This is a genomic window from Pseudomonas sp. FG36 (assembly GCF_057809275.1).
Genome location: NZ_JBMDJQ010000010.1, coordinates 130,990 through 143,803, shown reverse-complemented (window position 1 = coordinate 143,803; position 12,814 = coordinate 130,990). Strand labels below are relative to the sequence as shown.

Annotated in this window: 15 protein-coding genes and 1 pseudogene; 10 read left to right on the top strand and 6 right to left on the bottom strand. The window is 63.5% G+C overall.

The window, feature by feature from the left end; all coding sequences use genetic code 11:
* Nucleotides 1-136 precede the first annotated feature (136 nt).
* On the top strand, nt 137-496 hold the full coding sequence (locus ACODS9_RS10775; protein WP_046857580.1) for a cupin domain-containing protein: 360 nt from the start codon (nt 137-139) through the stop codon (nt 494-496).
* Between the two features lie 106 nt (nt 497-602).
* On the opposite strand, the gene rpmG is transcribed toward ACODS9_RS10775, so the two are convergent.
* Both rpmG and rpmB read right to left on the bottom strand, forming a co-directional pair.
* A complete protein-coding gene (gene rpmG / locus ACODS9_RS10770; protein WP_003253507.1) occupies nt 603-758 on the bottom strand; it encodes a 50S ribosomal protein L33 in 156 nt (51 codons plus the stop codon).
* An 11-nt stretch (nt 759-769) separates the two neighbouring features.
* Nucleotides 770-1,006, bottom strand: coding sequence for a 50S ribosomal protein L28 (gene rpmB, locus ACODS9_RS10765; RefSeq protein ID WP_023629974.1), 237 nt, complete (start codon nt 1,004-1,006; stop codon nt 770-772).
* Between the two features lie 372 nt (nt 1,007-1,378).
* On the opposite strand from rpmB, the gene ACODS9_RS10760 reads away from it, so the two are divergent.
* Nucleotides 1,379-2,968, top strand: coding sequence for an ABC transporter substrate-binding protein (locus tag ACODS9_RS10760; protein ID WP_489093881.1), 1,590 nt, complete (start codon nt 1,379-1,381; stop codon nt 2,966-2,968).
* A gap of 57 nt (nt 2,969-3,025) precedes the next feature.
* Here the strand turns inward: ACODS9_RS10760 and radC are convergent, their stop codons facing one another.
* Nucleotides 3,026-3,706: a RadC family protein gene (gene radC, locus ACODS9_RS10755; RefSeq protein ID WP_401107918.1), complete on the bottom strand. Its 681-nt coding sequence runs from the start codon at nt 3,704-3,706 to the stop codon at nt 3,026-3,028.
* Nucleotides 3,707-3,833: 127 nt separating this feature from the next.
* On the opposite strand from radC, the gene coaBC reads away from it, so the two are divergent.
* The 5 genes and pseudogenes from coaBC to ACODS9_RS10730 all read left to right on the top strand — a co-directional run bounded on the left by coaBC (nt 3,834) and on the right by ACODS9_RS10730 (nt 8,335).
* On the top strand, nt 3,834-5,045 hold the full coding sequence (gene coaBC / locus ACODS9_RS10750; RefSeq protein ID WP_401107922.1) for a bifunctional phosphopantothenoylcysteine decarboxylase/phosphopantothenate--cysteine ligase CoaBC: 1,212 nt from the start codon (nt 3,834-3,836) through the stop codon (nt 5,043-5,045).
* A gap of 5 nt (nt 5,046-5,050) precedes the next feature.
* Nucleotides 5,051-5,506: a dUTP diphosphatase gene (gene dut, locus ACODS9_RS10745; RefSeq protein ID WP_401107924.1), complete on the top strand. Its 456-nt coding sequence runs from the start codon at nt 5,051-5,053 to the stop codon at nt 5,504-5,506.
* 135 nt (nt 5,507-5,641) lie between these two features.
* Nucleotides 5,642-7,015, top strand: a pseudogene (locus ACODS9_RS10740) (phosphomannomutase/phosphoglucomutase); the annotation flags it as partial.
* 30 nt (nt 7,016-7,045) lie between these two features.
* Entirely contained in the window at nt 7,046-7,951 is a 906-nt protein-coding gene (argB, locus tag ACODS9_RS10735) for an acetylglutamate kinase (RefSeq protein WP_023629901.1), read from the top strand.
* 177 nt (nt 7,952-8,128) lie between these two features.
* Nucleotides 8,129-8,335 (top strand): hypothetical protein, encoded by a 207-nt coding sequence (locus tag ACODS9_RS10730; RefSeq protein ID WP_401107926.1) that lies wholly within the window; start codon nt 8,129-8,131, stop codon nt 8,333-8,335.
* 57 nt (nt 8,336-8,392) lie between these two features.
* Here the strand turns inward: ACODS9_RS10730 and pyrE are convergent, their stop codons facing one another.
* Complete coding sequence (gene pyrE / locus ACODS9_RS10725; protein ID WP_011536401.1) at nt 8,393-9,034, bottom strand: orotate phosphoribosyltransferase; 642 nt, start codon at nt 9,032-9,034, stop codon at nt 8,393-8,395.
* An 80-nt stretch (nt 9,035-9,114) separates the two neighbouring features.
* On the opposite strand from pyrE, the gene crc reads away from it, so the two are divergent.
* Nucleotides 9,115-9,894: a catabolite repression control protein Crc gene (gene crc / locus ACODS9_RS10720; protein ID WP_023629898.1), complete on the top strand. Its 780-nt coding sequence runs from the start codon at nt 9,115-9,117 to the stop codon at nt 9,892-9,894.
* 47 nt (nt 9,895-9,941) lie between these two features.
* Here the strand turns inward: crc and ACODS9_RS10715 are convergent, their stop codons facing one another.
* Complete coding sequence (locus ACODS9_RS10715) at nt 9,942-10,310, bottom strand: DUF4870 domain-containing protein (RefSeq protein ID WP_401107929.1); 369 nt, start codon at nt 10,308-10,310, stop codon at nt 9,942-9,944.
* A 24-nt stretch (nt 10,311-10,334) separates the two neighbouring features.
* On the bottom strand, nt 10,335-11,057 hold the full coding sequence (rph, locus tag ACODS9_RS10710; RefSeq protein ID WP_046857587.1) for a ribonuclease PH: 723 nt from the start codon (nt 11,055-11,057) through the stop codon (nt 10,335-10,337).
* 224 nt (nt 11,058-11,281) lie between these two features.
* On the opposite strand from rph, the gene ACODS9_RS10705 reads away from it, so the two are divergent.
* Together ACODS9_RS10705 and gmk are read left to right on the top strand one after the other, a co-directional pair.
* A complete protein-coding gene (locus ACODS9_RS10705; RefSeq protein ID WP_038707059.1) occupies nt 11,282-12,145 on the top strand; it encodes a YicC/YloC family endoribonuclease in 864 nt (287 codons plus the stop codon).
* Nucleotides 12,146-12,158: 13 nt separating this feature from the next.
* A complete protein-coding gene (gmk, locus tag ACODS9_RS10700) occupies nt 12,159-12,779 on the top strand; it encodes a guanylate kinase (RefSeq protein ID WP_401107932.1) in 621 nt (206 codons plus the stop codon).
* The last annotated feature ends 35 nt before the right edge of the window (nt 12,780-12,814 follow it).

Below are 12,814 nucleotides of genomic sequence, written 5' to 3'. Positions count from 1 at the left end.
AAATTCTGGCCGGGTGACGACGCACACGGGCACCTGCCACCCTAAACCAGGGCGGGGAAACTATCAATATATTTGACACCAACGGCTCAAATGCCTACTGATGTTCATTTTATTAAACAACAACAGGGTAACCACCATGAGTATCACCAGCATCGTCGACTTTGCCCAGGTTCTGACCGAAGCCGAACGCTACCGCCCGGCAGCGGAGAAAATCCTCAAGGGCGAGCCTGACCAGGCTGTCTACAACCACTACGCCAGCCCGTGCGGGCAGTTCGCCGCGGGCGTCTGGGAAGGCGAGGTGGGCCAGTGGACGGTGAACTACACCGAGCACGAGTACTGCGAGATCGTCCAGGGTGTGTCGGTGCTGCGCGACCAGGACGGCGGCGCCAAGACCTTGCGTGCCGGCGATCGCTTTGTGATCCCCGCAGGCTTCAAGGGCACCTGGGAAGTGCTGGAGCCGTGCCGCAAGATCTATGTGATGTTCGAGCAGAAATGAACCCAATCGCGGGGCCCCGCCTTATGCAGGCCCCGCGATGACTTTGCTGGAGACATAAAAAAACCCGCCACCTTGCGGTTGCGGGTTTTTTCAGGTTGCCGATCAATTACTTGATCTTGGCTTCCTTGTACACCACGTGCTTGCGGACGACCGGATCGTACTTCTTGATCTCGATCTTGTCCGGAGTGGTGCGCTTGTTCTTGTCGGTGGTGTAGAAGTGGCCGGTACCGGCACTCGAAACCAGACGGATCAATTCACGCATGATGTTCTCCTTTAAACCTTGGCGCCAGCGCGACGGATGTCGACCAGAACGGCATCGATGCCGCGCTTGTCGATGATACGCATGCCTTTGGCGGAAACGCGCAGACGCACGAAGCGCTTCTCGGACTCAACCCAGAAACGGTGGTGCTGCAGGTTCGGCAGGAAACGACGACGGGTTTTGTTGTTTGCGTGGGAAATATTGTTCCCAGTTACCGGACCCTTACCGGTAACTTGACAGACTCTCGACATGCCTCAGCCCTCTAAAACCACATGCCCAACCCGGCATGGGTTGGCCGCTTAATCTCTCAGTCAATGGCGCCAAGGCGCCGTGTTCCCGGGGGTCTTATCGGCCGGGTGCGCTTACGCGACAGACCGAGCCCCTAGAAAAGAGCGCTGCTTTATACCAGAAAGACTCCGCCACAACAACAGAATATGAGAGTTCCGGTCGGGCCGAGCGCGCCTGGGCAGCATAACGACTGGGGCGGCAAGCTGTCGACCGCCCGTCGCCGAATTAATGCGAAAGGGTGTGGTCATTTGCCCATGCCCGCACTAGGGTAGGACATTTCCTCAATTTTCCAGACTGCACCGGCAGATGGGCCACCGACCAGCCAAGGAGTCACCATGCGTGCCGCCGCCCTTTCCCTCCTGTTCACCACCCTGTGCGCCGCGGGCCTTGCCCAGGCCGCAGCGCTGTCGGTGTGCACCGAAGCCAGCCCAGAAGGCTTCGACGTGGTGCAGTACAACTCGCTGACCACCACCAACGCCTCGGCCGACGTGCTGATGAACCGCCTGGTCGAGTTCGACGCAGCCGAGGGCAAGGTGGTGCCGAGCCTGGCGCAAAGCTGGACGGTGTCGCCTGACGGCCTGGTCTACGACTTCAAGCTGCGCCCGGACGTGAAGTTCCACACCACCGCTTACTTCAAGCCGACCCGCGAACTGGACGCCGACGACGTGCTGTTCAGCTTCCAACGCATGCTCTACCCGGCCCACGCCTGGCACAAGACCGCCCCTGGCGGCTACCCGCATGCCCAATCTCTGCAACTGGGCAGCCTGATCAAGGCCATCGACGCACCCGAGCCGCACACCGTGCGCTTCACCCTGACCCACGCCGACGCCACTTTCCTGGCCACCCTGAGCATGGGCTTTGCCTCGATCTACTCCGCCGAATATGCCGACAAGCTGCTCAAGGCCGGTACCCCCGAGAAACTCAACAACCAGCCAGTGGGCACCGGCCCGTTCGTCTTCCAGCGTTTCCAGAAAGACGCCGTGGTGCGCTACCGCGCCAACCCTGACTATTTCGCCGGCAAGCCGTCGATCGACCCGCTGATCTACGCCATCACCCCGGACGCCAACGTCCGTCTGCAAAAGATCAGGCGCGGCGAATGCCAGGTGGCCCTGTCGCCCAAGCCGCTGGACATCGCCGAGGCCGGCAAGGACGGCAACCTCAAGGTCGCCACCACCCCGGCATTCATGACCGCCTTCGTCGCCATCAACAGCCAGCACCCGCCACTGGACAAGCCTGAAGTGCGCCAGGCCATCAACCTGGCCTTCGACAAGCCTGCCTACCTCAAGGCCGTGTTCGAAGACACCGCCACTGCCGCCAACGGTCCCTATCCGCCGAATACCTGGAGCTATGCCAAGGACCTGCCCGGCTACACGCTCGACCACAAGAAAGCCAAGGCATTGCTGGCCAAGGCCGGCCTGGGCAAGGGTTTCGAGACCACCATCTGGACCCGCCCGTCGGGCAGCCTGCTCAACCCCAACCCCAGCCTGGGCGCACAGATGCTGCAGGCCGACCTTGCGAAAATCGGCATCAAGGCCGAGATCCGCACCATCGAGTGGGGCGAGCTGATCCGCCGCGCCAAGGCCGGCGAGCACGACCTGCTGTTCATGGGCTGGGCCGGAGACAACGGCGACCCGGACAACTTCCTCAGCCCGCAGTTTGCCTGCGCCGCGGTCAAGTCCGGGACCAACTTCGCGCGTTTCTGCGACAACCGCCTGGACCAGTTGATCAACGCCGGACGCACCACCAACGACCAGAGCGTGCGCAGCCGCCTGTACCAGCAGGCACAGACGCTGATCCAGCAGCAGGCGCTGTGGCTGCCGCTGGCGCATCCGACGGCGGCCGCGCTGCTGCGCCAGGACATACAGGGTTACCAGGTGAGCCCGTTCGGGCGGCAGGATTTCAGCAAGGTCTCAGTCAACCGCTGACGCCCAATCGCGAGGCAAGCCCACAGTCATTGTGACAGCGGGCTTGCCCCGCGCTGCCTAACCGGCCAGCCATCCATGCTCGACCATCGATAACGGCTCGCCATCACCCACGATGACATGGTCCATCACCCGCACATCGATCAGCGCCAGCGAGCGCTTGAGCATCAGTGTCAAGTGCACGTCATCCTGGCTCGGCTCGCAAATGCCCGACGGATGGTTATGGCAAAGGATCAGGGCCGCCGCGTTGTGCAGCAATGAGCGCCGAACGACTTCGCGGGGGTAGATACTCGCGCGGTCGATGGTGCCACGGAACAGTATCTCGAACGCCAACGGCCGATGCTTGGTGTCCAGGAACAGGCAGCCGAACACCTCGCTGGACTCGTGCCGCAGCATGGACTTGAGATAGCGCCTAACCGAGGCTGGGCTCTCCAGGACCGACGCACGCTCGATGTGCTCGTCCAGGTAGCGCCTGCCTATTTCCAGCAATGCCTGCAACTGCGCATACCGCACCGGCCCCAGGCCAGGCTCGCGCAGCACCATGGCCCGATCCGCCTCGAGGAACTGCCGCAGCCCGCCGAACTTCGCCAGCAGCCCACGCGCCAGGTCGAGCACATTGCGCCCGGCAACCCCAGACCCCAGCAGTACCGCCAGCAATTCCGCATCCGACAAAATCGCCGCCCCGCGCTGCAACAACTTCTCCCTCGGCCGTTCTTCAGCCGGCCACTCCCTGATGTTCATTTCCCCTCCTCGCCTGCCACTACGGCCCCTTTGGGCGCTGTGTTAATCTAGTTCGCTTCGAAAATGCGACGATCTGCCGCAGGCAGCCGTCGTCGCCACCCGCTTTCACTGGAATAAGGCAAGGCCTATGCAGCGGTTGTATCGCAAGCGCATCGTTCTCGGCGTGGGTGGCGGCATCGCCGCCTACAAGAGCGCCGAGCTGATTCGCCGACTCCTGGAACACGGCGCGCAGGTGCGCGTGGTCATGACCCGTGGTGGCGCCGAGTTCATCACCCCGCTCACGCTGCAGGCGCTGTCCGGCCACCCGGTGCACATGGACCTGCTCGACCCCGCGGCCGAAGCGGCCATGGGCCATATCGAGCTGGCCAAATGGGCCGACCTGGTGCTGATCGCCCCGGCCACCGCCGACCTGATGGCGCGCATGGCCCAAGGCATGGCCGACGACCTGCTGACCACCCTGGTGCTGGCCACCGACGCCACCGTCGCCGTCGCCCCGGCGATGAACCAGGCCATGTGGCGTGACCCGGCAACTCAGGACAACCTCGACCTGCTCAAGCGCCGTGGCATCCAGGTGTTCGGCCCGGCCTCCGGCAGCCAGGCCTGTGGCGACGTGGGCCTGGGCCGCATGCTCGAAGCCACCGACCTGGCCTGGTGCGCCGCCGAAAGCTTCAAACGCCAGGCCCTGACCGGCAAGCACGTGCTGATCACCGCCGGTCCCACCCAGGAGAACATCGACCCGGTGCGCTACATCACCAACCATAGTTCAGGGAAGATGGGCTTCGCCCTGGCCGAGGCCGCAGCCGAAGCCGGGGCCCGGGTTACCCTCGTCACCGGTCCTGTGCACCTGCAGACCCCCGACCGGGTCAGCCGCATCGACGTGGTCAGCGCGCGGGACATGCTCGCGGCCTGCGAAGCAGCCATGCCATGCGACCTGTTCATCGCCTCGGCTGCGGTCGCGGACTACCGCCCTGAGGTCGTCGCCGCGCAGAAGCTCAAGAAAGATCCCACCACCGGCGACGGCATGCTGCTGCAGATGGTGCGCAATCCCGATATCCTTGCGACCATTGCCGGCCGCGCCGACCGCCCGTTCAGCGTCGGCTTCGCCGCCGAGACCGAGCACCTGCTCGACTACGCCACGCGCAAGCTCAAGGACAAGAACCTCGACCTGATCGTCGCCAATGATGTGGCCAACCCCAGCATCGGCTTCAACAGCGAGGAAAATGCCCTGACCGTGATCGACCGGCAGCAGCATCAAACCCTCTTCGCGCAGACCAGCAAAGGCAAGATTGCCCGCCAGTTGGTCGCCTTCATCGCCGAACGGCTCAACCAGGTTCAATAAGTTACATGCACGCTCTTCAAGCCAAGATCCTCGACCCACGCCTGGGCACCGAATTCCCCCTGCCGCAGTACGCCACCCCCGGTTCCGCCGGGCTGGACCTGCGCGCCCTGCTCAAGGAGGACACCGTCCTCGAACCGGGCCAGACCCTGCTGATCCCCACCGGCCTGTCGGTGTACATCGGCGACCCGGGCCTGGCGGCCATGATCCTGCCGCGCTCGGGCCTGGGCCATAAGCACGGCATCGTGCTGGGCAACCTGGTCGGCCTGATCGACTCCGACTACCAGGGCGAGCTGATGGTGTCCTGCTGGAACCGTGGCACCACGCCGTTCACCATCACCGTCGGCGAGCGTATCGCGCAGCTGATCCTGGTGCCGGTGGTGCAGGCGCACTTCGATATCGTCGAACAGTTCGACGAGACCCAGCGCGGTGCCGGCGGCTTCGGCCACTCTGGCACCCGCTGAGCCGACAGCAGACCGTTCGGGCCATGGATGGCGAACTCTGCGGCGAAACCACCGTCCAAGCGTTCAGTTTGTGCCTGCCCAGAAGCCTTTGAATACTTGGAGTCCCCAGAGATGAACGACATGGCCCAACTGGTCCCCGCACTGCCCGACAGCATCTTCCGCGCCTATGACATCCGCGGCGTGGTCGGCAAGACCCTGCATGCCGAGACCGCCTACTGGATCGGTCGCGCCATCGGCGCTCAGACCCTCGCCCAGGGCGAGCCACAGATCTCGGTCGGCCGCGATGGCCGCCTGTCCGGCCCGATGCTGGTCGAGCAACTGATCAAAGGCCTGGCCGACGCCGGTTGCCAGGTCAGCGATGTCGGTCTGGTGCCGACCCCAGCGCTGTACTACGCGGCCAATGTGCTGGCCGGCAAGTCGGGCGTGATGCTCACCGGCAGCCACAACCCGTCGGACTACAACGGTTTCAAGATCGTCATCGCCGGCGACACCCTGGCCAATGAACAGATCCAGGCCCTGCTGACGCGCCTGAAGACCAATGACCTGACCCGTGGCGATGGCCGCGTGGAAAAGGTCGAGATCCTTGAGCGCTACTTCCAGCAGATCGTCGCCGACGTGAAACTGGCCAAGCGCCTGAAGGTGGTGGTCGACTGCGGCAACGGCGCCGCCGGCGTGGTCGCTCCGCAACTGATCGAAGCGCTGGGCTGCGACGTCATCCCGCTGTTCTGCGAAGTCGACGGCAACTTCCCCAACCACCACCCGGACCCGGGCAAGCCCGAGAACCTTGAAGACCTGATCGCCAAGGTGAAAGAGACCGGCGCCGATATCGGCCTGGCCTTCGACGGCGACGGTGACCGCGTGGGTGTGGTGACCAACACCGGCAGCATCGTCTACCCCGACCGCCTGCTGATGCTGTTCGCCCAGGACGTGCTGTCGCGCAACCCGGGCGCCGAAATCATCTTCGACGTCAAATGCACACGCCGCCTGACCCCGCTGATCGAACAGCACGGTGGCCGCGCGCTGATGTGGAAGACCGGCCACTCGCTGATCAAGAAGAAGATGAAGCAGACCGGCTCGCTGCTGGCCGGCGAGATGAGCGGGCACATCTTCATCAAGGAGCGCTGGTACGGTTTCGACGACGGCATCTACAGCGCCGCGCGCTTGCTGGAGATCCTCAGCAAGGCCGGGCAGGACGCCGAAAGCCTGTTCGCCGCGTTCCCCAATGATATTTCCACGCCGGAAATCAACATTGATGTGACCGACGAGGGTAAATTCAGCATCATTGATGCACTGCAACGCGACGCCGACTGGGGCGAAGCCAGCCTGACCACCATCGACGGTGTGCGGGTCGACTATCCCCACGGCTGGGGCCTGGTTCGCGCCTCCAACACCACACCGGTGCTGGTGCTGCGCTTCGAGGCCGACAGCGCCGCAGAACTCGACCGAATCAAGGCTGTATTCCGCACGCAGTTGCTGCGGGTCCAACCAGGCCTGCAACTGCCGTTCTGACGACTATCCGTTCCTTACCTGGAGCCCTGCATGACCCTCGATCGCGATGCCGCTTCCCATGTAGCCGAGGTTTTGTCCGAAGCACTGCCTTACATCCGCCGCTTCGTCGGCAAGACCCTGGTGATCAAGTACGGCGGCAACGCGATGGAGAGCGAGGAGCTCAAGACCGGCTTCGCCCGTGACATCGTGCTGATGAAGGCTGTAGGCATCAACCCGGTGGTGGTTCACGGTGGCGGCCCGCAGATCGGCGACCTGCTCAAGCGCCTGTCGATCGACAGCCACTTCATCGATGGCATGCGCGTCACCGACGCGGCGACCATGGACGTGGTGGAGATGGTCCTGGGCGGCCAGGTGAACAAGGACATCGTCAACCTGATCAACCGCCACGGCGGCAGCGCCATCGGCCTGACCGGCAAGGATGCTGAGCTGATCCGCGCCAAGAAGCTCACCGTCACCCGCCAGACCCCGGAGATGACCACCCCGGAAATCATCGACATCGGCCATGTCGGCGAGGTCGTCAGCGTCAACACCGACCTGCTGAACATGCTGGTCAAGGGTGACTTCATTCCGGTGATCGCGCCGATCGGCGTGGGCGCCAACGGCGAGTCCTACAACATCAACGCCGACCTGGTAGCCGGCAAGGTGGCCGAGGCACTGAAGGCCGAGAAGCTGATGCTGCTGACCAACATCGCCGGCCTGATGGACAAGCAGGGCGAGGTCCTCACCGGGCTGAGCACCGAGCAGGTCAACGAGCTGATCGCCGACGGCACCATCTACGGCGGCATGCTGCCGAAGATCAAGTGCGCGCTGGATGCCGTCCAGGGCGGCGTGAACAGCTCGCACATCATCGACGGCCGCGTGCCGAATGCCGTGCTGCTGGAGATTTTCACCGACAGCGGCGTGGGCACGCTGATCAGCAACCGCAAGCCACGCTGATTCAACCAGCCCTCTGCTATGCAAGCCCGCCCCCACGCAGATGGAGGGTACGGGCTTGTATCGCGACAAGACGAGCACCGCCCAGAACAGTCCCACAGCAGTGTCGGACGGGTACTACAACATCTGCTTTCATCGGCTGATTAGCATGGAGACTTCCCACACACAGGAGATCCAGCGATGAAAAAAGACGAGGTGCCCTACGGCAGCGATGTTTCCGCAGGTAGTTACGAGTGTGCCGACTGCGGCTACGAGTACTCCAATCAGGGTAAGAAGTCACTCCCGCCTTGCCCCGATTTCGACTCCATTTCCCACCCGAAGCGCGCCTGGAAGATCCTGACCGGTGTCGGCGACGCCGTGCAGGACCCCTACCCCAACGGCCGTTGAAACACCGGCATGAAAAAAGGCGACCTCAGGGTCGCCTTTTCCGTTGCCGTGTGTACGTCAGATACCGTACTGGGCGCGGTAGGCTTCGACCGCCGGCAGGTGTTGCTTGAGCTGCGGGTCGTCAGCCAGGAATTCCAGCACCTGGGTCAGCGAGACGATGCTCACGACCGGGATACCGAAGTCGCGCTCGACTTCCTGGATCGCCGACAGCTCGCCATTGCCGCGCTCTTCGCGGTTCAGCGCGATCAGCACGCCGGCGGCCTTGGCCTGCTGGGCGTTGATGATCTGCATCACTTCGCGGATGGCAGTGCCGGCGGTGATCACGTCGTCGATGATCAGCACGTCGCCGGCCAGCGGGGCGCCGACCAGGCTGCCGCCCTCACCATGGTCCTTGGCTTCCTTGCGGTTGAAGCACCACGGCACGTCGAGCTGGTGCTGCTCGGCCAGGGCCACGGCAGTGGCCGCGGCCAGGGGGATACCCTTGTAGGCCGGGCCGAACAGCACGTCGAAGGGGATCTTGCTGTCGACGATGGCCGCCGCGTAGCAACGCCCCAGCTGCGCCAGGGCGGACCCGGTGTTGAACAGGCCGGCATTGAAGAAGTACGGGCTGGTACGCCCCGATTTCAGGGTGAACTCACCGAAGCGCAGAACGCCGCGATCGATGGCAAAACGGATGAAGTCGCGCTGATACGGCTGCATGAAAGGTCCCGGACACCACGGATTTAGCTAAATGTGTTGAGCTCGGGTATCATACACGCACGAGATTTTTGGGGCCATTTATGCGGATCATCAGTGTGAACGTAAATGGCATTCAGGCTGCGGCCGAGCGTGGATTGCTCAGCTGGTTACAGGCCCAGAATGCCGACGTCATCTGCCTTCAGGATACCCGCGCCTCGGCCTTTGAACTCGACGACCCAGCTTTCCAGCTCGATGGCTATTTCCTTTACGCCTGCGACGCGGAGGTGCCCACCCAAGGTGGCGTGGCACTTTACTCGCGCATGCAGCCCAAGGCAGTCATCACCGGCCTGGGCTTCGAGACAGCCGACCGCTACGGGCGTTATCTGCAAGCAGATTTCGACAAAGTCAGTATTGCCAGCCTGTTGCTGCCTTCGGGCATGAACGGCGACGAGGACTTGAACCAGAAATTCAAGTTGATGGACGACTTCGCCAAGTACCTGGACAAGCAGCGCCGCAAGCGTCGCGAGTACATCTACTGCGGCTCGTTCTACGTGGCGCAGCAGAAGCTCGACATCAAGAACTGGCGTGACAGCCAGCAGTCGCCGGGTTTCCTGCCACCCGAGCGCGCCTGGATGGACGCCATCGTCGGCGACATGGGCTATGTCGATGCCCTGCGCGAAGTCAGCCGTGAAGGCGACCAGTACAGCTGGTGGCCGGACAACGAGCAGGCCGAGATGCTCAACCTGGGTTACCGGTTCGACTACCAGATCCTCACCCCAGGCCTGCGCCGCTTCGTGCGCAACGCCCGCCTGCCGCGCCAGCCGCGCTTCTCCCAGCACGCGCCGCTGATCGTGGACTACGACTGGACGCTGACCATCTGAGGATGGCACGCACAAAAAAGCCGACCATCAGGTCGGCTTTTTTGTGTCTATCTGATCGGCCGCCAGATGAAGGGATAGCGATACGGCTGCCCTTCATTTGCCTTGACCGCTGCCAGGATGATCAGGATCAGCACCGCCACCATCAGCACGGCGAACAGCAGGATGCCGATGAACACGAACATCAGCAGGAAGCAGACGAAGCCGGCGATGGTCACGCTGATCTGGAAGTTCAGCGCCTCCTTGCCCTGGGCATCGATGAACGGATCCTGCTCGCGCTTGAGGTGCCACAGCACCAGCGGGCCCAGCAAATGCCCAAGGGGCAGCACCAGCCCCAAGAGCGCCGAGAGGTGGCAGAACATCGCCCATTGCCGGACATCGGCGCTGGGCGGAGTGATCGGCAGATCCGAATCGTTCATGTCCCGCACCTCCCTGGTGTCTGCTCAGTCGGCCAGCGCCGCCTTCTGCAGTTCGAAGATTTCGTCCATGCCCTTCTGCGCCAGCGCCAGCATGGCGTTGAAGTCGGCAGGCTGGAACGGCGCGCCCTCGGCAGTGCCCTGTACTTCGATGAAACCACCGGCACTGGTCATGACCACGTTCAGGTCGGTCTCGGCGGCGGAGTCCTCGAGGTAGTCGAGGTCGAGCACGGCCTCGCCCTGGTACATGCCCACCGACACTGCGGCGATCATGTGCTTGAGCGGGTTGCCACCCTTGAGACCGCCACGTTTCTTGATCACCGCCAGGGCGTCGCACAGAGCGACCATGGCGCCGGTGATCGAGGCAGTGCGAGTGCCGCCGTCGGCCTGGATCACGTCGCAGTCGACGTACAGGGTGATGTCGCCGAGCTTGCTCATGTCCAGCGCGGCGCGCAGGGAGCGGCCAATCAGGCGCTGGATCTCGAGGGTGCGGCCGCCTTGCTTGCCACGGCTGGCCTCGCGCTGGTTACGCTCGCCGGTGGAGCGCGGCAGCATGCCGTACTCGGCGGTCAGCCAACCTTGGCCCTGGCCTTTGAGGAAGCGGGGAACACCGTTCTCGACGCTGACCGTGCAGATGACCTTGGTGTCACCGAACTCGACCAGAACCGATCCTTCGGCGTGCTTGGTGTAGTTGCGAGTAATGCGGATCGAGCGGAGCTGATCGGCGGCGCGACCACTTGGACGTTTCATCTGGAATACCTGTACGGGGACTTTGAATCTGCCGAGCATTATAGAGCCCGACACCCGACGAAGGCACGCCTGTCGTCGCGCTCGCGCAGCCTGTCGTGTTTTCCGACAGGTTTCGGGGCGACCGTTAGCATGGCTGGATTGGGCGCCCGCGCCGCACTGCGCTACAATCCTGCGCCTTGCAGCCGACAGGCTCCCCGTCCACCTGAATACGCGAGGTACTCCCCATGGTGCATAGCATGACCGCTTTTGCTCGTGTCGAGCGCGCTGGCAGCCAAGGCACCCTGGTCTGGGAGCTGCGCTCGGTCAACCACCGCTATCTCGAACCCCACCTGCGCCTGCCCGAGGCCCTGCGCGACCTCGAAGGCGCCGTACGCGAAGGCCTGCGCCAAGGTCTCTCGCGCGGCAAGGTCGAGTGCACCCTGCGCCTGAGCGAAGACAGCACCGGCAAGCCACTGCAGGTCGATCGCGAACGCGCCGCGCAACTGGTCGCCGCCGCCGAAACCGTCGCCAGCCTGATCAAGCAACCGGCACCGCTCAACCCGCTGGAAGTACTGGCCTGGCCGGGCGTGCTGGTGGCCGACGCCACCGATCCGCAAGCGCTCAATGCCGAAGCCATCGCACTGTTCGACGAAGCCCTGACCGAACTCAAGGCCGGCCGCCAACGCGAAGGCGCCGAACTGGCCCGGCTAATCAACGAGCGCCTGGACAGCATGGCCGGCGAAGTCGCCACCCTGCGCACCCTGGTGCCGCAGATGCTGGCCGCGCAACGGCAGAAGGTCCTCGATCGCTTCGGCGATATGAAGGCCGAGCTCGACCCGCAGCGCCTGGAACAGGAAATGGTCCTGCTGGCGCAGAAGAGCGACGTCGCCGAAGAGCTGGACCGCCTCAGCACCCACGTCACCGAAGTGCGCCGGGTGCTCAAGTCGGGCGGCGCCGCCGGCCGGCGCCTGGACTTCCTGATGCAGGAGCTCAACCGCGAAGCCAACACCCTTGGCTCCAAGGCATTCGACCCACGCAGCACGCAGGCGGCAGTCAACCTGAAGGTGCTGATCGAACAGATGCGTGAACAAGTACAGAACATCGAGTAAGGCCACCCCTACCATGAACCACAGCAGCGGCACCCTCTACATCGTCTCGGCCCCGTCCGGCGCCGGCAAGACCAGCCTGGTCACGGCCCTGATCAAGGACGACGAGCGCGTCCGCGTCTCGGTCTCCCACACCACCCGCGCCATGCGCCCGGGCGAGGAACACGGGGTCAACTATCACTTCGTCGTCCACGAAGCGTTCAAGGCACTGATCGCCCAGGGCGATTTCCTCGAGCACGCCGAAGTGTTCGGCAACTTCTACGGCACTTCGCGCAGCGCCCTGCAGGAAACCCTCGATCAGGGCTACGACCTGATCCTGGAGATCGACTGGCAAGGTGCCCAGCAGGTGCGCAAGCTGATGCCCGAGGCGCGTTCGATCTTCATCCTGCCGCCAAGCCAGGAGGCCCTGCGCCAACGCCTGGACGGCCGTGGCCAGGACAGCGAGGAAATCATCGCCGGACGCATGAAGGAAGCGGTCAGCGAGATGGTGCACTACGACGAATATGAGTACGTCATCATCAACGATGACTTCGCGGTGGCACTGGAAGAAATGAAGGCAGTGTTCGCCTCGAACCGTCTGCTGCTGAAAAAACAGCAACAGCGCCATGGAGCACTGCTGAAACAACTGGTCGGCTGAAAAAGCATCGCGGGGCAATCCCGCCGCCACGCCAA